The sequence below is a fragment of the Alteromonas sp. KUL106 genome, from assembly GCF_009811415.1.
Taxonomy (GTDB): Bacteria; Pseudomonadota; Gammaproteobacteria; order Enterobacterales; family Alteromonadaceae; genus Alteromonas.
In genome coordinates, this window is record NZ_BLIG01000001.1 from 1 (window position 1) to 20,147 (window position 20,147).

15 protein-coding genes and 1 pseudogene are annotated in these 20,147 nt (G+C 44.4%); 9 read left to right on the top strand and 7 right to left on the bottom strand.

What is annotated here, in order from left to right; translation table 11 throughout:
• Positions 1-399: 399 nt before the first annotated feature.
• The 6 genes from folD to GVO63_RS00030 all read left to right on the top strand — a co-directional run bounded on the left by folD (position 400) and on the right by GVO63_RS00030 (position 6,737).
• Entirely contained in the window at positions 400-1,254 is an 855-nt protein-coding gene (folD, locus tag GVO63_RS00005; protein ID WP_159577639.1) for a bifunctional methylenetetrahydrofolate dehydrogenase/methenyltetrahydrofolate cyclohydrolase FolD, read from the top strand.
• A 103-nt stretch (positions 1,255-1,357) separates the two neighbouring features.
• Entirely contained in the window at positions 1,358-1,936 is a 579-nt protein-coding gene (locus tag GVO63_RS00010; protein ID WP_159495428.1) for a DUF1415 domain-containing protein, read from the top strand.
• Positions 1,937-2,185: 249 nt separating this feature from the next.
• A complete protein-coding gene (tsaA, locus tag GVO63_RS00015; RefSeq protein ID WP_159577640.1) occupies positions 2,186-2,905 on the top strand; it encodes a tRNA (N6-threonylcarbamoyladenosine(37)-N6)-methyltransferase TrmO in 720 nt (239 codons plus the stop codon).
• A gap of 176 nt (positions 2,906-3,081) precedes the next feature.
• The gene (locus GVO63_RS00020; protein ID WP_159577641.1) at positions 3,082-4,800 is read left to right on the top strand and encodes a proline--tRNA ligase; all 1,719 of its coding nucleotides are present in this window, start codon (positions 3,082-3,084) and stop codon (positions 4,798-4,800) included.
• A gap of 39 nt (positions 4,801-4,839) precedes the next feature.
• Positions 4,840-5,682 carry an MBL fold metallo-hydrolase gene (locus GVO63_RS00025; protein ID WP_159577642.1) on the top strand — a complete coding sequence of 281 codons (843 nt, stop codon included), beginning with the start codon at positions 4,840-4,842 and terminating at the stop codon, positions 5,680-5,682.
• A 35-nt stretch (positions 5,683-5,717) separates the two neighbouring features.
• On the top strand, positions 5,718-6,737 hold the full coding sequence (locus GVO63_RS00030; protein ID WP_159577643.1) for a phospholipase A: 1,020 nt from the start codon (positions 5,718-5,720) through the stop codon (positions 6,735-6,737).
• Between the two features lie 803 nt (positions 6,738-7,540).
• On the opposite strand, the pseudogene GVO63_RS00035 reads toward GVO63_RS00030, so the two are convergent.
• Together GVO63_RS00035 and GVO63_RS19730 are read right to left on the bottom strand one after the other, a co-directional pair.
• Positions 7,541-7,777 (bottom strand): annotated as a pseudogene (locus tag GVO63_RS00035) (IS3 family transposase); the annotation flags it as partial.
• The gene (locus tag GVO63_RS19730; protein WP_268891590.1) at positions 7,720-7,851 is read right to left on the bottom strand and encodes a hypothetical protein; all 132 of its coding nucleotides are present in this window, start codon (positions 7,849-7,851) and stop codon (positions 7,720-7,722) included. The pseudogene GVO63_RS00035 and the gene GVO63_RS19730, both read right to left, overlap by 58 nt.
• A gap of 531 nt (positions 7,852-8,382) precedes the next feature.
• Between GVO63_RS19730 and GVO63_RS00040 the strand changes: the two genes are divergently transcribed.
• Positions 8,383-9,129, top strand: coding sequence for a DUF1194 domain-containing protein (locus tag GVO63_RS00040; RefSeq protein ID WP_159577644.1), 747 nt, complete (start codon positions 8,383-8,385; stop codon positions 9,127-9,129).
• A gap of 271 nt (positions 9,130-9,400) precedes the next feature.
• Here the strand turns inward: GVO63_RS00040 and GVO63_RS00045 are convergent, their stop codons facing one another.
• The 4 genes from GVO63_RS00045 to guaB all read right to left on the bottom strand — a co-directional run bounded on the left by GVO63_RS00045 (position 9,401) and on the right by guaB (position 15,500).
• Complete coding sequence (locus tag GVO63_RS00045; protein ID WP_159577645.1) at positions 9,401-10,303, bottom strand: histone deacetylase; 903 nt, start codon at positions 10,301-10,303, stop codon at positions 9,401-9,403.
• A gap of 133 nt (positions 10,304-10,436) precedes the next feature.
• Positions 10,437-12,059: a methyl-accepting chemotaxis protein gene (locus tag GVO63_RS00050; RefSeq protein WP_159577646.1), complete on the bottom strand. Its 1,623-nt coding sequence runs from the start codon at positions 12,057-12,059 to the stop codon at positions 10,437-10,439.
• A 224-nt stretch (positions 12,060-12,283) separates the two neighbouring features.
• Positions 12,284-13,861 carry a glutamine-hydrolyzing GMP synthase gene (gene guaA, locus GVO63_RS00055; RefSeq protein WP_159495422.1) on the bottom strand — a complete coding sequence of 526 codons (1,578 nt, stop codon included), beginning with the start codon at positions 13,859-13,861 and terminating at the stop codon, positions 12,284-12,286.
• A gap of 169 nt (positions 13,862-14,030) precedes the next feature.
• Complete coding sequence (gene guaB, locus GVO63_RS00060) at positions 14,031-15,500, bottom strand: IMP dehydrogenase (protein ID WP_159495421.1); 1,470 nt, start codon at positions 15,498-15,500, stop codon at positions 14,031-14,033.
• Between the two features lie 100 nt (positions 15,501-15,600).
• Between guaB and xseA the strand changes: the two genes are divergently transcribed.
• Together xseA and GVO63_RS00070 are read left to right on the top strand one after the other, a co-directional pair.
• Positions 15,601-16,956 carry an exodeoxyribonuclease VII large subunit gene (xseA, locus tag GVO63_RS00065; protein ID WP_159577647.1) on the top strand — a complete coding sequence of 452 codons (1,356 nt, stop codon included), beginning with the start codon at positions 15,601-15,603 and terminating at the stop codon, positions 16,954-16,956.
• An 11-nt stretch (positions 16,957-16,967) separates the two neighbouring features.
• Positions 16,968-18,131: a hypothetical protein gene (locus GVO63_RS00070; protein ID WP_159577648.1), complete on the top strand. Its 1,164-nt coding sequence runs from the start codon at positions 16,968-16,970 to the stop codon at positions 18,129-18,131.
• 531 nt (positions 18,132-18,662) lie between these two features.
• Here GVO63_RS00070 and der read toward each other — a convergent pair.
• Complete coding sequence (der, locus tag GVO63_RS00075; protein WP_159577649.1) at positions 18,663-20,108, bottom strand: ribosome biogenesis GTPase Der; 1,446 nt, start codon at positions 20,106-20,108, stop codon at positions 18,663-18,665.
• Positions 20,109-20,147 lie beyond the last annotated feature (39 nt).

Genomic DNA, 20,147 nt, shown 5'->3' on the forward strand with positions numbered 1-20,147 from the left:
CTGTCGCATCGACCCCGAGACATAAGCCTCTGTGCCGTTACGGGGTGCGAATATTACTGACATCCCCCCACCTCGTCAAACACTTTTTAAAATAAAATCTTCAACCGCTCACAAAGCATCCATTCTCATGTTTTTTTGAGCAATTTAACGAGTCTGTGATGTTCTTCTCGACGCGGATTTACCCTATTTAAAGGGTGTTTAGCGAAAAGAAAACGCAATGCTAAGTGAGGTATAGCGTAACTTTCTAATAGCTGACTGAAGAAGTAATTTTATTTAGTGAGCGCTGTCAACGTGGTTGCAATCGCTATGCGCTAATATTTACTAGAGTATTAACCCCATTTTGTGAAACAATATAGGGCACTTGTTGACCATCCAACCATATAAGAATCGTACACGACTATGACCGCTCATCTTATTGACGGCAAACTTATTGCCAAACAAGTTCGCCAACATGTTACTTCCTACGTTGAATCACTGACCCAGGCGGGTAAAAGACAGCCTGGACTCGCCGTTGTCCTCGTCGGCAGCGATGCAGCTTCACAAGTTTATGTGTCAAATAAGCGAAAAGCATGTGACGAAGTTGGTTTTGTCTCGCGTTCCTTTGACTTGCCATCAGACACGACTGAAGAGACATTACTGAATTTGGTCGACCAACTGAATGAAGATAAAGAGATAGATGGTATATTAGTGCAGTTACCGCTTCCTGCGGGATTGAATGCCGAAAAAGTGCTTGAGCGCATCCATCCGCATAAAGATGTAGATGGTTTTCACCCCTACAATATCGGACGCTTAGCACAGCGTATTCCTGCATTACGCCCTTGCACGCCCAAAGGCATCATGACAATGATAGAGTCCACTAAGCGCCCAGTGAAAGGTTTAGACGCTGTCATTGTTGGTGCGTCAAACATTGTGGGCCGTCCGATGAGTTTAGAGCTACTTCTGGCAGGCTGCACGGTTACCACCTGCCATAAATTTACGCAAGACCTGAAGAGCCATGTACAACGGGCTGATCTATTAGTTGTTGCTGTCGGCAAGCCGAACTTCATACCAGGCGAATGGGTGAAACCCGGGGCTATTGTTATAGATGTGGGTATCAATAGATTAAACGACGGCTCCCTTGTGGGCGATGTAGACTTTGAAAAAGCCAAAGAAAGAGCAGGTTGGATAACGCCAGTTCCTGGTGGTGTAGGGCCAATGACAGTAGCTAGCCTTATTGAAAATACTCTAGAAGCCTATGTGAAGTATCACTCATAATAGATATAGAGTCTCGCTATGATATAAGGCAGAAATTATCGGTTCTGCCTTATTACTTCCGTCCTCTTTCGCTTTCGATACTCACCTAAATTTAGAATTCACTATGGCCGAATCCAACACATCGCTCATTAACACTCACGTTGTTGACGCAACGCTTAAATGGGTTGATGACATTGTGATAAAACACAACTTTTGTCCTTTCGCCCGCTATGTAAGAACGCCAAATGGAATTAGGTGTACGGTTGTGTCAGGTGATACCGGTGATATCATCCAGTCGCTTTACGATGAACTACATCATTTAGATGAATTTGAAACAACCGCTACCACACTTATTGCACTCACTCATCCCACGATTGCTGACTTTGAAGAATATCTTGATGTATTAGCCATTGCCGATAACATGCTGCATGACTGGGGATACAGTGGCATTTATCAACTTGCGAGCTTTCATCCGAACTACCTGTTTGAAGGAGCAGACGCAAATGACGCCGAAAACTATACTAATCGCTCTCCCTATCCCCTTTTACATTTGATTCGCGAGGCTGACATAACACGCTTGATGAAAAAAGAAGAGGATGCAGAGAAGATCTTTAGTCACAATGTAGCGAAAGCACAGGCACTTGGCTGTCCTTATTTCGAAAATGTGTTAAAAGAACTAAAGAAAGATACACCCACATCATAAACTACCTAAGTTGATTGCCCATGCGGTAATACGAACTATGCGAGCCACTTTTTTCGAATACAAAACGAAACCCCCGCTTTGTTCAGCCACAAGCGTCAAATTACGCGAAGGGAACATAGGCTATGGCTTCTTCATTTCGAGCATAGGGAACATGAATTGTCCAAGCGATAATGATGAGCATCGATATGCATACCAATAGTGAGAGATATATGACAAACCGATACATTCCAACATCAGTAGGTATTACGCGTGAACCTCGCTAATTCGTTTGAAATATCGTGCATTGGTACGATCGAAACACCTTTTAAGCAAAAGTTTGCGATTCCTCGACAGCCGAATTTGGCCAACGCAAAGGGGGTTATTACCTTCGAAGAAGGTTTCAACGACGCCAATATGTTAAAAGGTATCGAAAACTATAGTCACTTGTGGCTTCTATTCGTATTTCATAAAAATATTGAGCGTGGATGGAAAAGCACCGTAAAAGCGCCCAGATTAGGTGGTAATGCAAAAATAGGCGTTTTTGCGAGTCGAAGTACTCATAGACCTAATGGCATAGGCATGTCCGTCGTGGCAAATGAAGGTGTAACCATAGAAGGTGACAGAATTAAGCTTAATGTCGCGGGTGTAGACTTGGTCGACGGCACCCCCTTAATTGATATTAAGCCCTACATTTCGTATGCCGATAGTATTTCTGGTGCAAGCGACACACTTGATGAGATTAACCCAATCCCTCATCGAGACGTTTTTTTCGCCCCAAGCCTATCAAAAAAGCGAGCGGAAATTGAACAAAGACATCGCGATTTTTCAGCACTGGTTATTGCAGTACTAGCCCAAGACCCTCGTCCCGCCTACAAACAGCAACTCGATAATGATGCAAAAACCTATCGCGTTACGCTTTACGATATTGACGTAGGTTTTGAGGTAAAAAATGCTGTCGTGATGGTTACCGAACTTGTTCACTTAGGATAATTACACGAATACTGTCAACCGTCTGTGGCGAAATGATTCACAGTTAATTAGAATACGTCCAATCGTGTGACGCCTTGGCGCTTAGAAACGCAGTTCGCCGCTTTTTAAATTGCGGTTTGCGAGAGCCCGTCACTTCCATGGTCATCAATACATTTATAACAGGATACCTGCTTTACATGCGCACTAGTCAATATTTGCTTGCCACGCAGAAAGAAACACCTGCAGACGCAGAGGTTATTAGCCACCAGCTTATGTTAAGAGCTGGCATGATCAGAAAGCTCGCTTCAGGTCTGTATACTTGGCTGCCATCAGGTCTTCGTGTCCTTAATAAAGTAGCGAATATCGTTCGTGAGGAAATGGACAAAGCAGGCGCAATCGAAGTGCTTATGCCTGTTGTTCAACCTGCCGATCTATGGGAAGAATCTGGACGCTGGAAAGAGTATGGTCCTGAGCTACTTCGCATCAAAGACCGTCACCAGCGTGATTTTGTTTTAGGCCCAACTCACGAAGAAGTGATAACGGCACTTGTCCGTAATGAAATCAGCAGCTACAAGCAACTTCCGTTAAACCTATACCAAGTGCAAACGAAATTCCGTGACGAAGTTCGTCCACGGTTTGGCATCATGCGTGGTCGCGAGTTTACCATGAAAGATGCATACAGCTTCCACCTAGAAGATAGCTGTCTAGAAGAAACGTATCAGAAGATGTATGACGCTTACTGCGCTATTTTTTCCCGTATGGGCTTGGACTTTAGAGCAGTGATCGCGGACTCAGGTGCCATTGGTGGTAACCATTCTCACGAGTTCCACGTACTGGCTGCATCAGGCGAGGACGACATTGCTTTCTCAACTGACAGTGATTACGCTGCAAACGTCGAGATGGCCGCAGCCGTTGCGCCCGAAAAAGCGACCCCCTCTGGCGCCGCCGTTGAAACCAAAGATGCCAAAGGCAAAGATTTCAACGGGATTTTAAAAAGCGTCGAAGCTGAACCATCAAATGCGGTTAAAGTTATCGTGGTTAAAGCCGCTAACGAACTTAACGACAAGGGTGAAGAGATAGTATCTGATAAGTGGGTAGCGCTCGTGCTGCGTGCGGATCATGAGTTAAATGACGTAAAAGCAGAAAAGTTAGACGGAGTTGCTGCACCACTTGTTGAAGCATCGTTTGAACAAGCAAAAGACATACTCGGCGTTTCCCCTCTGTTTGCTGATGCCACCAACCTACCCATCCCAGTGTATGTTGATGCCAGTGCGGCAGCGCTTGCAGATTTCGCAACGGGTGCAGGCGTGGGTGGTAAGGTGAACACAAATTCAAACTGGCCTGAAGATATAACCGGTGTCGATATTCGCAACGTAGTTGCGGGAGATGCGTCTCCGGATGGCAAAGGTACCCTTGATATTAAACGAGGTATTGAAGTAGGCCATATTTTCCAGTTGGGCAGAAAATACTCCGAAGCCATGAACTGCGGTGTTTTGAGCGAATCTGGTAAACATCAGACGCTTACTATGGGCTGTTACGGTATCGGCGTATCGCGCATCGTGGCCGCAGCTATCGAACAAAATCACGATAAATTTGGCATAAAGTGGCCAGATCCTATTGCACCGTTTAAAATTGCAGTAATACCGATGAATATGCATAAGTCTCACCGAATTAAAGAAGCGGCAGAGGCCCTTTATGCAGAGCTGGTTGCGCTAGGGATAGAGGTGTTGTTTGATGATAGAAAGGAGCGCCCAGGTGTTATGTTCAATGACATGGAATTAATTGGCATACCTCATAGTATTGTTATTGGTGAAAGAAACCTAGATAATCAACAGGTTGAGTATAAAAATAGACGTACTGGCGAGAAGCAGTTATTAGACCTCAGCGCAGCAAAGGACTTTGTGGCCGCACTCTAACAATTGAACTTGCCCCAAAAGTAAAATCAAAGAGGGCGTATGCGGTTAACATTCTATGGCGTAAGAGGGTCTATACCCACTCCGGGAGCAGCTTTCGTTCGCTATGGCGGAAATACGGCATGCGTTCATATCGAACTTGAGGACGGTACGGATATCGTCCTCGATTCAGGCACAGGTATTCGCCTTCTTGGCGAACACTTAGCTAAAAAGACCTCCCCTATTCACCTTTTGCTGAGCCATAATCATTGGGACCACATACAGGGTTTCCCGTTTTTCCCCCCTATCTATCAAGCAGCGCGTGAAATAAATATCTATCCTGGTCAAACTATCTTTGAGGAACCTGACCAGATTTTGAGACAAATGGAAGGATCACTATTTCCCGTACCAAGAAGTGCGCTTAGAGCGAACATCTCACTTATTGATATTCCGAAAACAGAAAATGCCTTTGTCATCGGCAGCGCGAAAATTTCAAGACTGGCAATGAATCACCCGGGAAGCGGCAGCGCATATTGCGTAGAAGCAGATGGAGTGAAGATTGCGTACATAACAGATAACGAACTCTATCCCCCCTACAAAAAGGAAACTGACTTTATCGAATTCGCAAAATTTGCCGACCATGCAGATTTGCTCATTCACGATGCGCAGTATATGTTGTCTGACATGCCCGCGAAAAACGGTTGGGGTCACTCAGTGGCTGAAGAAGCGGTCAAACTCGCTTTGGCATCCAATGCAAAAAAATTAGCGCTATATAGTCATGATCCAGAACGCACAGATGACGATATAGATGATGTTGTAAAACATTGTAATGAGTATGTCACAGTGGCAGAGTCTACTTTACACGTATTTGCATCTTCCGAAGGCCAAACACTGGACTTCAGTTAAGCACAACAATAACCCCACGTTACGGAGAATTTAAGGTGTCAGTGTTAAAGCCTTTTGTATTTATGGCTGCATTTGCTGCGAGTGCGAGTGTGTTTGGACAAGCAACATCATCAGATAGAGATAGTGCTCAACCCCAAAGCATGGAAAGCAATGAACAAGAGTCAGCTGCTCAAAGCGGAGCCGAAGAAGCGTCCCAGGACGAAAATAGCATCGAAGTCATCGACATTATTAAGCGTGATACCATTACTGAGAGTGCATTAGATGATCGGCTTGAAGGTGATAAGGAAGCGCTCGATAACGTGTTTGCCATTACGCAACATCGACAAAATTACCTACTGCCTATTACTTACGTTTCTAATCCTAATACTACCGGAAACGATGACTTAACGGATGAAAACGTCGATAACAGAGAAGCAAAGTTTCAGGTCAGTGCTAAGCTCCCTCTTTACTTGGAAGATACGGGGTTCGATGGCGTCTATTTTGGCTTTACGCTGACGTCGTTTTGGCAACTCTATAACAGCGAAGCGTCTAAACCTTTTCGCGAAACGAACTATGAGCCAGAAATTTTTTGGCAGGAAACCGCGGATTATTCTGTACTAGGGTACAAATTTAATACTTTTCAGGTGGGTTTCAATCATATGTCCAACGGACAAAGCGGCCTAAAATCTAGGAGCTGGAATCGTCTTTTCGCCTCTATTGTCTTTAGTGACAACGACGATATTTATTATCTTAAAACCTGGTATCGCATTCCTGAAGACGAAAAAGAAGATCCGTTAGATCCCACCGGTGACGACAACCCAGATATTGAGGATTATTACGGTCGTATGGAGTTTGGGTATGGACGAAAAATCGGCGCTTTCAAAATGCTCGCGCTATTGAGGAATAACCTCGATTTTGATGAAAACCGCGGCAGTATTCAGCTAGATTTAACGTATCCAATCTCTGACCGATACGAAGTGCTTTTACAGTACTTTAACGGTTATGGCGACTCGCTCATCGATTACAATCGCTCGCAGGAGCGTATCGGTATCGGATTTCAATTACTCTTTTTGTAAGGCATGGTTTGTCGTTAAGAATCTGAATAAGTAAACTGTCGTAAAACAATGGTCACCCATATGTCGTTACCTTAGTTTAGCCTTTCATGCGGAAAGTTTTTTGGGTGTTAGACAGCTGTGATGTGAAAATTGCAACCAGCTTCCAAAACTTCAGACTTTTTCCGCGAATAACAAAGCTTATTCTCAACAAGATCGAATTAAATAACCGATTTCTTATGGCCATTCCCCAAAAAAGTCAAAACTTGATTAAAGTAGGGTATGAAAAAGGACGTTGGAAGGAGTTATCATGATCGTTAAAACACTTTTAAGTAAACAATATGAGTTCTGCATTAAACAGGTCACAGTATTGCCGCGATATTAGACCAATGGCGATTTTAAGGGAAACACTTTACGCCTGAAAAACAAGTATTGTATACCCGAGTCTGACGGGCGTCTTGAGTTAAAGCTTCTCGTTGAGGTAAACAAAAACTTAAACGCAGTGTCACTGATCTGACATTATATAGAGTTTATTTTTCAGACTTTCAATACGATAGACTGATGAGCGTGTGACAGCGCCACTGAACGGCTCGCCATTTATTACGCCTCTACCAGGTAAATGAATGAAGGACTAGTCGATTAGTTACCAAACAGCCTCAAGAAGTGCTTAGACGAAGTGTTAAAAGACTCCCCCGGTCCCGCATTCGATACAGTTATTAGCGCACTCATATGATTGTCAACCGTGAAGATATCCGCGTTGATTTGAACTATAAACATTGCTTAAACTTTTCGGGAGTGACGTGGTCAAGCCAAATCGACCAACCCAGTTAAGCTACTTTTCTCTCATTTCTTGCATCTAATTCATATTGATTTGGGCTTTTATACCCCAAGTACGAATGCAGGTGCACCGGGTTATAAAAGACCGTGATGTAATCTAATATATTTTGGTGAGTCTGATAATGCCGCCACTGCACACGCTCTTGTTTCAAGCTGCCAAAGAAGCTTTCTACAACGGCTTTATCCCAGCAATCACCTTCGCAACTAATACTACCAATAAACCCATGACCTTTGGGTAATCGTCAATAAGGCTCACAGCATCTAACTTGAATTCTTTCGTGTACTTTTTTCTTGCGAGCATCTATTCTCTCCAGCTAAGGGGTTATAATATCCATACCTGGACAGGTCAATTCAATTGAACCACCTCAGATTTCTTCAACTGAGACTTAAGCGCAATATAAGCGGAGCAAGCCGCAAACGAGACTGTATTGCTAGTTAGAATTCTATCGAATGGTTGACTATTAACTTTGTATCAGAATTGTGTCTTATATAGATCTATTTTGCATCTCTATCATCAATTATGCGCCTACTAGTGACTGTTTAGCTACTGAAATTAGTCACAAAGCTTTGAAGTCAAACTCAACATCCGTTACAGGCTGTAATGTCAGTTTGTGCCATCACTTAAACCCTTTTGAGCTAATAGAAATAGCTGTCTATTATTTTTACAACCACTTCCAGCTATCTCCTAAGAGACTGAAAAATAAAACGAATATTTTTGGCTCTTGTTTTGCATTGTCGCGTTCGAGTAAATATTCCTTATATGCTCACAACTAACAAATACATCAGTAATTTTCATAAGTAGTATTTAATACAAGGAACAGAGGGACTTATTATGACATCAATCATTTCAAAGGCTTTCGCAACGTTAGCCATAGCAGTATCTTTGATCGCACCAACGCAAGCCGCATTAATTGATATAGAACTTTCTTTAGTAATTGATGTTTCTGGGAGCGTCGACACCACTGAATATAATTTACAAATGGATGGTTACGCAAATGCATTTAGGAATAGTAGCGTAATTTCAAATATCGAAAACTCGACTCATGGGATTGCGGTAAATGCTATATTTTTTGCTTCTAACTTCTATACTACATCGTTGGATGCTTTTAGTGTATTGAAAAGTGAAGCAGATGCCTTAGCTTTTGCCAATCTACTAAGCAACTTCGTACGTCCAGGTAGTGGGGGTACCAGCATCTACAGAGGCGTTAATCGCGCGGTTGATCTTCTTCTTAACAATGGGTTAGACGCTACCAAAGGCACAATTATTGACGTATCAGGTGACGGTTTAAGTTCTGCTAGTTTAGATCAAGCCGCTCGTGATAATGCAGTGAATAACGGCATGACTATAAATGGAATTGCGATAGGCGGTACCAATATTGCTAACTATTTTAGTAATAATGTAATTGGTGGTAATGGTGCATTTTTAATAGAAGCTTCTGACTTTAATGCTTTTCAAACTGGTATTATCGAAAAACTACGTACTGAAACACAAACTGTTCCAGAGCCGCCATCATTTGTTTTCATGCTGATTACGTCGATTTCATTATATCTTCGCAGAAGAATATCCTCAAAAGTGTAAAGTGTAGGATAGAGGTCGATTAAATAAAGAGGGCCTGTTTTAACAGGCCTCTGTTAAAGGTTTTGTGACTTCTAAATGATTAAACTATACACTATAAAAAGTTGTCTACTTAAACGCGCCAACCTTTCTTGATTAATTTTTATAATTTTAAATGGAATGAAGTTCGACACCATCGGTATTTTTTATTTGTTGTGTTCAACTATTTTTCTAAAGATGATATACAAACTTCTGAGTGACAAAAGCGTTGTCTCGAATTTATATAACCGTTTGCTTAATTAATCACGCCCGCCGCGCGATACAGTTGAATATGCACATCCACCAGCGCGGCAATGTCACGCTGATACCCTCCCCCGATAACGGCAGCAATAGGGACGCCTAGACGCTCGGCTAGCGCGAAGACCTGCTTATCTCTTTCATACACCCCCTGGGTAGAAATATGCAGATGCCCTAAATCGTCGTTCACGTGCACATCAACGCCTGCATCATAGATGATGGCATCGGGCTGAAATTGTCGCAGTGCCAGCGTCAGGGCCTCTTCAAGGGTTTGTAAGTACTCATCGTCTTCTGTACCTTTGGCAAGACCAATGTCGATGTTCGAATGCTGTTTTCTATGTGGAAAGTTTTTTTCTCCGTGAATCGATAAGGTGAAGATATCTGCGTCATTTTCAGCAAGCTTCGCCGTACCGTCGCCTTGATGGACATCTAAGTCGACGATAAGTACATTATCGATAGAGGCATTTTTCTGCATGGTTTTGGCGGCAAGGTATAAGTCATTGAATAAACAAAAACCGGAACCAAAGTCTGCAAAAGCATGATGGTAACCGCCGGTGAGGTTTAGGGCTTTGCCATTCTCTAATGCAAGTGATGCAGTTAGACAGGTACCAGAGACAGCTGTGCGTGTGCGTTCAATCAGCTGCTGAGACCAAGGAAAACCAATTCGGCGCATGGCTTTCTTATCTAGCGCCCCGGTAGTCAGCGCTTCGACATATTCCGGGTCATAATAGGCATTGAGAAAGGATACATCAACAGGTGATGGGGTAACAAAACGTCGCTTATCCACACCGCGTTTTACCAATTCATCGCGAATACCCACATATTTTTCAATGGGAAAGCGGTGACGCTCGGGAAGGTCTAGCTGACTGTATATTGGGTGAAAAACAAGGGGCGTGGTCATTATTATCAGTACTACTTATTCAATACATTTATCATGGAACAAAAGAAAAGAGGCACCGTTCATCACGCTCCTTTTGCCTCTTATCCCTCAATAACATTGTTCCAAAGTTAATGTTAATACTGACAAAGCACGATTAGCGGGTCAAACTATTCACCACTTTTTCCACGTTATCTGACATACTTTTCATAGAACGAGACATATCGTCGCGCTGCGCCAGCTGATGGTATTTTTCTGATGACGCAACCACTTTGCTGATAATCGACTCAACATGATGAAGCACCATTTCTTGCTCGTCAGCCGCATCGTTTAAAGCAACAACAACGCTGGCAGTTTCTTGAATATCTTTCACAACGTCATTCAGTGTCTGAAGGGCAGCTGCCGCCTCTGCCGCGTTATTATCAGACAACTGTTTGCCTGAAGCCATCGCGGTAACAGCACCTTTTGCTTCCGCCTCAAAGCTGCCCAATATATCGTTTATTTCTTTCGTCGACTGCTGCGTTTTCGCTGCAAGGGCACGAACTTCATCAGCTACCACAGCAAACCCTCGCCCGTGCTCCCCTGCCCTTGCCGCTTCGATTGCTGCGTTGAGCGCAAGCAGGTTTGTTTGATCGGCAATTTCGTTGATCACATTCACTACTTTTAAAATATTCGTGCTGCGCGCTTGCAGCTCTAGCACGATGTTACTCGACGCTGTAACCGTTTTGGCAAGCTGCTTAAAACCTGCGTTTGCGCTTTCAAAGGTTGCATAACACGTTGCAACGTTCTTCTCAGAATTATTGGTTGCCACCGCCACTTGATCGGTAATGGCCACTAAGTTTTGCACGATTTCTCGAAGCTTACCTGTGCTGCTATCAAGAGAGCGTGACGCATCTCGTTGTCCGTTTGCCCCGTCCATGATCGACTGGCTTACGTTGCCTAGAGTACCGAATGCTTTATCCATTTCTCGTTCGGCTTGTTGAAGTTGCGCAACCGAGTCTTTCAATTTGTATTGCAATGCCCTTGCAGATTCTGCCAACATGCCTAATTCATGATTGCTGGAATAGGTTAGATCATAGTCATAACGGCTGTTAGCTAGATTTGATATACACGCTGCGACCTGTTTAGTGGGTTTAATAACTTGAGAACGCAGACGAGCAATAACATACACAACAGAGAACACAGACAGCGTAATGGCCGCCAATAATATGATCCAAAGCATCGTTCGGGTGTTTGCTTTCAGCTCGGCTATCGCACTGGCTGAATCCGCCGCTATTTGTGACGCAATACCTGAAAGAAGCTTTGCCGGTTCTCTATCAATACCTCGTACAACGCTATCTCCAACTTTCGGATCAAACCCTGAGTTAACGAATATGTTGTACCCCTCGCGGTATTTTTCAGCCATGACCCCGTGGGCCTTTTGAAACTCTCGAATGTCCGACTTAACGCTATCGCTTATCACATCACTCGATAACATTAAATCAAACTGACGGGTAATATCGGCTTCTCGCTGTTTGAATCGCTCCCAGTATTTTTCTCTGTCATCTTTTTTGTAGCCGCGAAGCAATACATTTTTCCACTCTTGCACCTGAGTTTTAAATGTACTTAATGTGGTATTTACGTCTCGCTCTGACTGAACAAGGGTGTTTTCTAGTTCGTCGAAAGAATTAAGTAGGGAAAACGACTTGAGGATAGACGCTCCGTTGAGTAACACGAGAATAAAAAAGCTGGCGAGGACCGGCGTCATGACCAGGCGGCTGATGCTTGTGTAATTGAACACGGCTTAACCTTTAGTATAATTTTGAAGAAGGACGGTGCCATTAAATGATATTTTTATGACGCTTAAGTGACAATGAAGGTATAAATAAAAATACGTTTATATTTATTGTCATACCATAGGTGATACCAGTCCGCATAGATGATTTCAACGTCTGTGTCGGCATAAAAAAAGAGCCCGCAGGCTCTTTTAAAATTATCATTTGATAGACAGAGTCTTCTAACGACCTATTCCCACTCAATCGTAGCAGGCGGCTTACCAGAAATATCGTAAACGACACGGCTGATGCCGTCGATTTCATTGATAATGCGGTTCGACACTTTACCTAGGAAGTCGTATGGCAAATGTGCCCAATGAGCCGTCATAAAGTCGATGGTCTCTACTGCACGAAGGCTTACAACCCAGTCGTATTTACGGGCATCACCCATTACGCCAACGGAGCGCACGGGAAGAAATACGGTAAACGCTTGGCTTACTTTCTGGTAAAGGTCTGCGGCGTATAGCTCTTCAATAAAAATAGCATCAGCACGACGAAGTAAATCGCAGTACTCTTTCTTAATTTCGCCGAGTACGCGCACACCTAGGCCTGGACCTGGGAATGGGTGACGGTAGAGCATGTCGTAAGGCAAGCCTAGCTCTAGACCAATTTTGCGCACTTCGTCTTTAAATAGTTCGCGCAGTGGCTCAACAAGACCAAGCTCCATATCCTCTGGAAGACCACCTACGTTATGGTGAGATTTGATGACGTGGGCTTTACCCGTTGCTGAGCCCGCTGACTCGATCACGTCTGGATAGATAGTACCCTGAGCTAGCCACTTCGCATTTTCAAGTTTGCTAGCCTCTTCATCGAATACGCGAACGAATTCATTACCGATGGCTTTACGCTTAAGCTCTGGGTCTTCAATGCCTTTAAGACGGTCTAAGAAACGAGTTTCGGCGTCAATACGGATAATGTTTAAACCGAAGTGGTCGCCAAACATCTCCATCACTTGGTCAGCTTCGTTTAAACGCAAAAGACCGTTATCTACAAATACGCAGGTAAGGTTTTTTCCGATTGCACGGTGAAGCAACATAGCGGTCACTGACGAATCAACGCCACCTGAAAGCCCAAGAATGACTTTTTCATCACCTACTTTCTGCTTAATGCGCTCAATAGCATCATCGATGATAGCGCCAGCAGTCCAAAGCTTCTCACACTTACAGATGTCCATGACAAACTGAGTAAGTAAACGCATTCCCTGGCGGGTGTGAGTGACTTCTGGGTGAAACTGTACGCCGTAGAATTGTTTTTCTGCGTTATACATTGCTGCATGCGGACATGAAGCGGTTTGCGCAATGGTTTCAAAGCCCTCTGGAATTGCAGCCACTTTATCGCCATGGCTCATCCACACATCTAAAAGCGCGGCTCCATTATCGCCAATAGCATCTTCAATTTTATCGAGCAGCGGACTTGGCTTAATCACTTCTACTTGTGCATAACCAAATTCTCGCTTGTCTGAACCTAGCACACCGCCACCTAGCTGTTGAGCCATGGTTTGCATGCCATAGCACACCCCAAGTACAGGCACGCCGGCTTCAAATACGTAATCAGGTGCGCGCGGTGAGCCTTCTTCGGTTACCGACTCGGGGCCGCCTGACAAGATAATTCCCTGCGGATTAAATTCGCGGATCTGCTCTTCGGTCACATCCCAAGCCCAAAGCTCACAGTAAACGCCAATTTCGCGAACACGACGTGCTATCAACTGTGTGTATTGCGAGCCAAAATCCAAAATAAGTATGCGTTGAGCGTGTATGTTTAAACTCATAAAAAGCCTTTTTCTCTTTCCAACCACTAAGCAACGTGTCGCGATATAGCGTGGGCAAAGTGTTTGTAAACAACCTGTCCGAGGCATAGATGCCGAGGCCAAGCTCCCATGGATGGGTTTACAGCGTGGTTGTGTTAAACACTTTGACCACGCTGAGCGGTAACTCGCCTTAACCTAAACGGTAGTTTGGCGCTTCTTTAGTGATGCTCACATCGTGAACGTGGCTTTCGCCCATACCGGCAGAGGTCACGCGCACAAATTGTGCTTTAGTATTGAGTTCTTCAATGGTTGCACAGCCGGTTAACCCCATGGCTGAACGCAAGCCGCCCATTTGCTGGTGAATAATATTGGCAATTGGGCCTTTATACGCGACACGACCTTCAATACCTTCAGGTACCAATTTTTCGGCGTTATCCGACTCTTGGAAATAGCGATCTGACGAACCATGGCTTTGGTCCATAGCGCCGAGTGACCCCATACCACGATACGACTTGTAATAACGACCTTGGAAAAGTTCTACTTCACCCGGTGCTTCTTCCGTACCCGCTAGCATGCTGCCAACCATTACGCAGCTCGCCCCAGCGGCGAGTGCTTTGGCAATATCACCCGAGAAACGAATACCGCCGTCAGCAATAACGGGGATATCTGTGCCTTTAAGTGCTTCAACCGCATCCGCCACCGCTGTGATTTGTGGAACACCGCAGCCTGTTACAATCCGTGTGGTACAAATAGAACCAGGTCCAATACCCACTTTCACTGCATCGACGCCTGCATCAGCGAGCGCCTTCGCGCCATCACCCGTAGCAACGTTACCTGCAATGATTTGAATGTCAGGGTAGTCTGCACGCACCTTCTTCACGCGATCAATAACGCCTTGTGAATGTCCGTGCGATGTGTCAATAAGCAAAACATCTGCGCCGGCTTCAACTAAAAGCGCAATGCGCTCATCAGTACCCGGCCCTACACTGACGGCTGCGCCTACGCGTAGACGACCTAGCGAATCTTTACACGCGTTAGGTTTGTTTTCAGCTTTCTGGAAATCTTTTACCGTGATCAGGCCTGTCAGCTTGAACGCGTCGTCAACCACGAGGATTTTTTCAATACGGTGTTCGTGCATAAGGTCTAACACAACGTCAGAACTTGCACCTTCTTTAACGGTGACCAGATCATCCTTACCGGTCATAACGTTACTAATAGGCAGGCTTAAACGCTTTTCAAAGCGAAGGTCACGACCAGTCACAATACCAATCAGATTATTGTCTTTATCAGTGACAGGAAAACCGGAGTAACCAAGGCGCTTAGACAGCGCAATCACTTCACCAATGGTTGCGTTTTCTTCTACCGTTACTGGGTCAGATACCACGCCGCTTTCGTATTTTTTAACTTCACGTACGTGCTTCGCTTGCTCTTCAGGCTTCATGTTTTTATGAATGAAACCTATACCACCCTCTTGGGCTAACGCAATAGCTAGACGGGCTTCAGAAACCGTGTCCATGGCAGCAGACACCATTGGAATATTCAGCGTTACACCGCGCGTAAGACGCGTTTGTAAGTTTGCAGTGTGAGGGAGGACGGTCGAGTGGCCGGGAACCAGCAACACATCGTCGAACGTCAGGGCTTCTTGGATGATACGTAGCATGCAACAACACCTATTCAGTTGAGGGTTAATTGCGGCGCAATTGTAGTGTTTTTTGTTTTTCAGGTAAACTCTAAATGTATTAAACCTTGTGATTTTTTTTATGTTTACAAATTCGCCATCTACCTCACGACAAATTTTAACAGTTACCAAGCTAAATCGCTTAGCCAGAACCGTGCTTGAAGGCGAAATCGGCCTTATTTGGCTATCGGCGGAAATATCGAATTTTGTTGCTGCGGCATCAGGACATTGGTATTTCACGTTGAAAGACAACAAAGCTCAAGTGCGGGCGGCCATGTTTAAAGGCGCAAACCGCAATGTCCGGGTTCGCCCTAAAGAAGGCGATAAAATTTTAGTGCGCGCTTCGGTGGGCCTTTACGAAGCACGCGGCGATTATCAGCTGGTTGTTGAACACATGGAGAGTGATGGCGAAGGTGCGCTTAAGCAAGCATTTGAAGCTCTGAAGTTTAAACTCAATAATGAAGGTTTATTTGATTCAGCTAGAAAGCGCCCGTTACCACAGCGTATTAATCGCATAGGCGTAATAACGTCATCGAGTGGCGCTGCGCTTCACGATGTATTAAGCGTTTTAAAGCGCAGAAGCCCACAGACTGAAGTGATTGTATACCCTTCAATGGTACAAGGCGAAACGGCACTGCTACAGTTAATTAATGCACTGCGCACTGCAACCAGGCGCGCTGAAGTCGATGTGCTACTACTTACCCGTGGTGGAGGCTCGTTAGAAGATTTGTGGTGCTTTAACGATGAAAGCTTGGCCAGAGAAATCGTATCGAGTCACTTACCTATAGTGAGCGCAGTTGGTCATGAAGTGGATTTCACTATAAGTGACTTTGTCGCTGACTTACGTGCCCCTACCCCATCTGCTGCGGCAGAGCTTTTAAGTCAAGACTCCACTGCCCTTTATCAAACGTTAAATCAACAAAAACAACGCATGGCAAGGGCAATAAACCAGTATTTACAAGCCAGTCGACAGCAGCTTGTGCTAAAGAAACAGCGCTTGAATGCGTTGCACCCGCAAAGCCGTATTCAATCTCAGTGGCAAACCTTAGATAGACTTCAGCTTCGTTTGGTACATAAAATGGAAAGCGACCTCGCTAGAGCTGAAAAGCGTCTGCATACTATTGAGTACAGGTTAAACCAACAGTCACCCTCATCTAGGGTGGCGCGTGCTAAAGACAATCTCAGTTATGCTAGCGCTAAACTTACATCAAGTATGAATGCGCTCCTTAAAAGCAAAAAAAATGAACTTGGCGGTAAAGTCGGTCTCTTACAATCCGTAAGCCCTCTTTCAACATTGGCCCGTGGTTACAGTATTACATTCATGGACGAAGCAAGTATCAACAGCGTAGACAAAGTGAATATTGGTGATGAGATAAAATCACGAGTGACTGACGGTGAAATTACCAGTACAGTGACACACATTCACGGCAATAGGTAGCCTTTCGTATTATGCCTTTTCATGCAAAAGCCAATTCATTTTCCCGTTTGTATCGGCGGGTTAGTGCATGTTTTGGTGGTACTTTAAAATACTTGGTAAAGCCAATATCAGTATCGTCACTCAGCCTTTGTTCCTTATTAGTGTTTACCGGTGCTGCTTATTCATCTGCGGTAAACCAAGGCGTTTCGGTTTTCTCTACCTACCCGAGCGATGCGCTATTAAATTCGTGCCATTCGCAAAGGCAACTTATCAATGTCGGTCCAAGTTATAACGACACCCTTGAACTGTGTTCTGAAGATGCCATATCTCCAGATAGATTTATAAAGGTACTGAGCGAGTCTGGTGAATTTAGCAATCTTCGCCCCTATGGCGAAGGCAACGATTACGAGCTGCTCATTGCCAATGTTGGCGCTGCGCCGGGTGAACACCCGCGACATGCAAAGCAGTTCGCTGAATTTACGCTACAATGGCGAGGCATTGAAATTGATTCTTCGCAATTTGATGCTGGCGAAGAGATAACAGATAACAGTAACGAACAAAGCCTTACTAACGAAAAAGAAGCGCAGTTATTGATTACTCGTTGGCTTGAACACGTCAAGCAGTCGGGGTTGTTCACCAGTCAGTTTTTATTCCATGCGCTACAGGCAAGCAACTATTCCGCGTCGCTTCAGGTGCCAGACTCCGTCGGCGAATTCATAAAATTAGACACACAGCTTTTTTCAGACCCTTTTAGCGGAGCAATCACTCGCTACACCCATCCCGATTTTGAGGATGCATTGGTCGATGTAACAGTTTATCCATTTTTAGCGCAGCTTTCTTCAGAAGAAAGCGAGTTGCTGCCGAAGCAGTTAGAAAGTGATTTACAAAAAGCCAGTGCAACAGCCGAGTTACAACATTTAACCTTGTCTCAAGTGAGCCCAGCTGCACGCTACAGCGTTAATGATAACGTAGTGGGCTGGAGATTAGGCCTAAGTGCGACCTCAGACACCTCGCCAACCATTTACGCAACGACATATGTGTTTAGACAGCAGGATAAAATCGTGAAAGTGTCTACCACTTTTCCGCCTGACTTTTCAGACACTATCGTCAATCAATTAATCGTTAACGTTGAAGTACCGCAAGAATCTGAAATGATGAAGAAGGTGCGCTCGATGCTGTTAGAAACCCAGCGCTAAGTACGCCGCTTGAGCAACGTTTTTTTCAATGATGACTTTTGTTCTATATCGCTACTAAGAATATAAACTTTTTGCTGTTCTTTTGGTTTGTATCTATCGAACCAATTGTACATTTGATTTTTTTGAAGCGGTATCGCGACGTTAAACAATTTTTCTACTGACACTGTAACTCCCAAGCATTGTTAGTGGTTCGCTAAACCGAGTTTGTTTGCAAAAATAACTCCACATTTTAGCAATGAAGTCACGCTTGATTCTCAAAGGGCTACAGCGACACCTAATACCAATCCGCATAGAAATGGCGAACGTCAAAAAAAGAAAAGAATACAATCGAAGTGTAATTATGACTCAGTGGATTTAAGCAATAAAAACAGCGTGTTAAACAATATTAGCAACACCTTATTTAGCGGTGTTGTATAGGTAGATAAGCCGATTATTCTCTAAGTAAACTTGCGTATGTAAAGGCACATATGCAGACTGGTGAGTAAGGCGCTACATCAACTGAGAGAGAAGTAGCGCCCTGGTTTTAGCTTGTTATTTTTTGTCTTTGTAAAAAGACATCATACGACGACGCTTACGCTGTTGAGCCAACGTCAAATTGGCCTTTTTACCCTCAAACGGGTTGTTACCCTCTCTAAACTCTATCTTGATAGGTGTGCCCATTATTTCTAACGCTTTTCTGAAATAGTTCATTAAGAAACGCTTATATGAGCTAGGTAAATCATCAACTTGGTTTCCGTGAATAACAATCACAGGTGGATTGTACCCACCGGCGTGCGCATACTTCATTTTCACTCGACGACCGCGCACCAGTGGCGGTTGATGGTCGTCTTGCGCCATTTCCATAATTTGCGTAAGTAATGCGGTGTTAATACGCTTGGTGGCGCTCAAATATGCTTCTTGTACTGATTCGAACAAATTCCCTACACCCGAGCCGTGCAGTGCAGAAATAAAGTGAATACGAGCAAAGTCGATGAAACCTAAACGACGATCCATCTCGCGCTTTATATCATCTTTGATATCTGTGCTTAACCCATCCCATTTATTCACCGCAACGACGAGTGAGCGACCAGAATTTAAAACGAAACCTAACAAACTCAAGTCTTGATCGGTAATGCCTTCTCGCGCGTCAATGACCAATAGCACCACATTGGCCTCTTCGATGGCCTGAAGGGTTTTTACGATTGAAAATTTTTCTATGGCTTCGCTGATTTTTTTGCGCTTTCTCACACCTGCAGTATCAATCAGGATATATTCTCGCTCGTCACGCTCCATAGGGATATAAACGCTATCTCGGGTAGTACCCGGCATATCGTATACAACAACACGCTCTTCACCGAGAATGCGATTTGTAAGTGTAGACTTTCCAACGTTTGGCTTGCCCACTATTGCCAATTTAATTGGAAGTTCTTGCAGGCGCTGACGCTGCGTTTCAGCATCTTCTTCTTCCTCAGGCTCCTGTTCAACAATTTCCATGTCTGGGAAATCGTCTTCGAGCGGCTTTAAGGCATCTTGTAGTAGCTGACTTATGCCGCGCCCATGAGCCGCAGCGATTTGTTTTATAACGCCTAAACCCAGTGAATAAAACTCTGCGCTTTCGCTATCGCCATCAATGCCATCGACTTTATTAGCCACAACAAACACTTTTTTATTAATACGGCGAAGGTGGTCAGCAATGCCTTGGTCTGCTGGCAGCAAGCCTGCTCGAGCATCAACTAAAAACAGTACAACGTCAGCCTCTTCTATGGCTAAGAGCGACTGCTGGGCCATTTCAGCATCAATGCCCTCTTCATCACCTGTAATACCGCCGGTATCCACTACGATAAACTGGCGCTTTTCAAATTTCGCTTGGCCGTATTTACGGTCGCGAGTTAAGCCCGGATAATCAGCGACAAGCGCATCACGGGTATTGGTAAGGCGATTAAACAAAGTTGACTTGCCAACATTCGGGCGGCCAACCAAAGCAACAACGGGTAACATTTATCAGATCCTAAGGGTCATGAAAGCTAAAAAAGCACG

Bases quoted from the DNA above. Each gene is read 5' to 3' on its own strand.
- GVO63_RS00040 (WP_159577644.1), top strand. From the start codon at position 8,383: ATGACATCAATCATTTCAAAGGCTTTCGCAACGTTAGCCATAGCAGTA.
- xseA (WP_159577647.1), top strand. From the start codon at position 15,601: ATGTTTACAAATTCGCCATCTACCTCACGACAAATTTTAACAGTTACC.
- GVO63_RS19730 (WP_268891590.1), bottom strand. From the start codon at position 7,851: ATGCTCGCAAGAAAAAAGTACACGAAAGAATTCAAGTTAGATGCTGTG.
- guaA (WP_159495422.1), bottom strand. From the start codon at position 13,861: ATGAGTTTAAACATACACGCTCAACGCATACTTATTTTGGATTTTGGC.
- folD (WP_159577639.1), top strand. From the start codon at position 400: ATGACCGCTCATCTTATTGACGGCAAACTTATTGCCAAACAAGTTCGC.
- GVO63_RS00070 (WP_159577648.1), top strand. From the start codon at position 16,968: ATGCCTTTTCATGCAAAAGCCAATTCATTTTCCCGTTTGTATCGGCGG.
- GVO63_RS00045 (WP_159577645.1), bottom strand. From the start codon at position 10,303: ATGACCACGCCCCTTGTTTTTCACCCAATATACAGTCAGCTAGACCTT.
- GVO63_RS00010 (WP_159495428.1), top strand. From the start codon at position 1,358: ATGGCCGAATCCAACACATCGCTCATTAACACTCACGTTGTTGACGCA.
- GVO63_RS00020 (WP_159577641.1), top strand. From the start codon at position 3,082: ATGCGCACTAGTCAATATTTGCTTGCCACGCAGAAAGAAACACCTGCA.
- GVO63_RS00025 (WP_159577642.1), top strand. From the start codon at position 4,840: ATGCGGTTAACATTCTATGGCGTAAGAGGGTCTATACCCACTCCGGGA.
- guaB (WP_159495421.1), bottom strand. From the start codon at position 15,500: ATGCTACGTATCATCCAAGAAGCCCTGACGTTCGACGATGTGTTGCTG.
- der (WP_159577649.1), bottom strand. From the start codon at position 20,108: ATGTTACCCGTTGTTGCTTTGGTTGGCCGCCCGAATGTTGGCAAGTCA.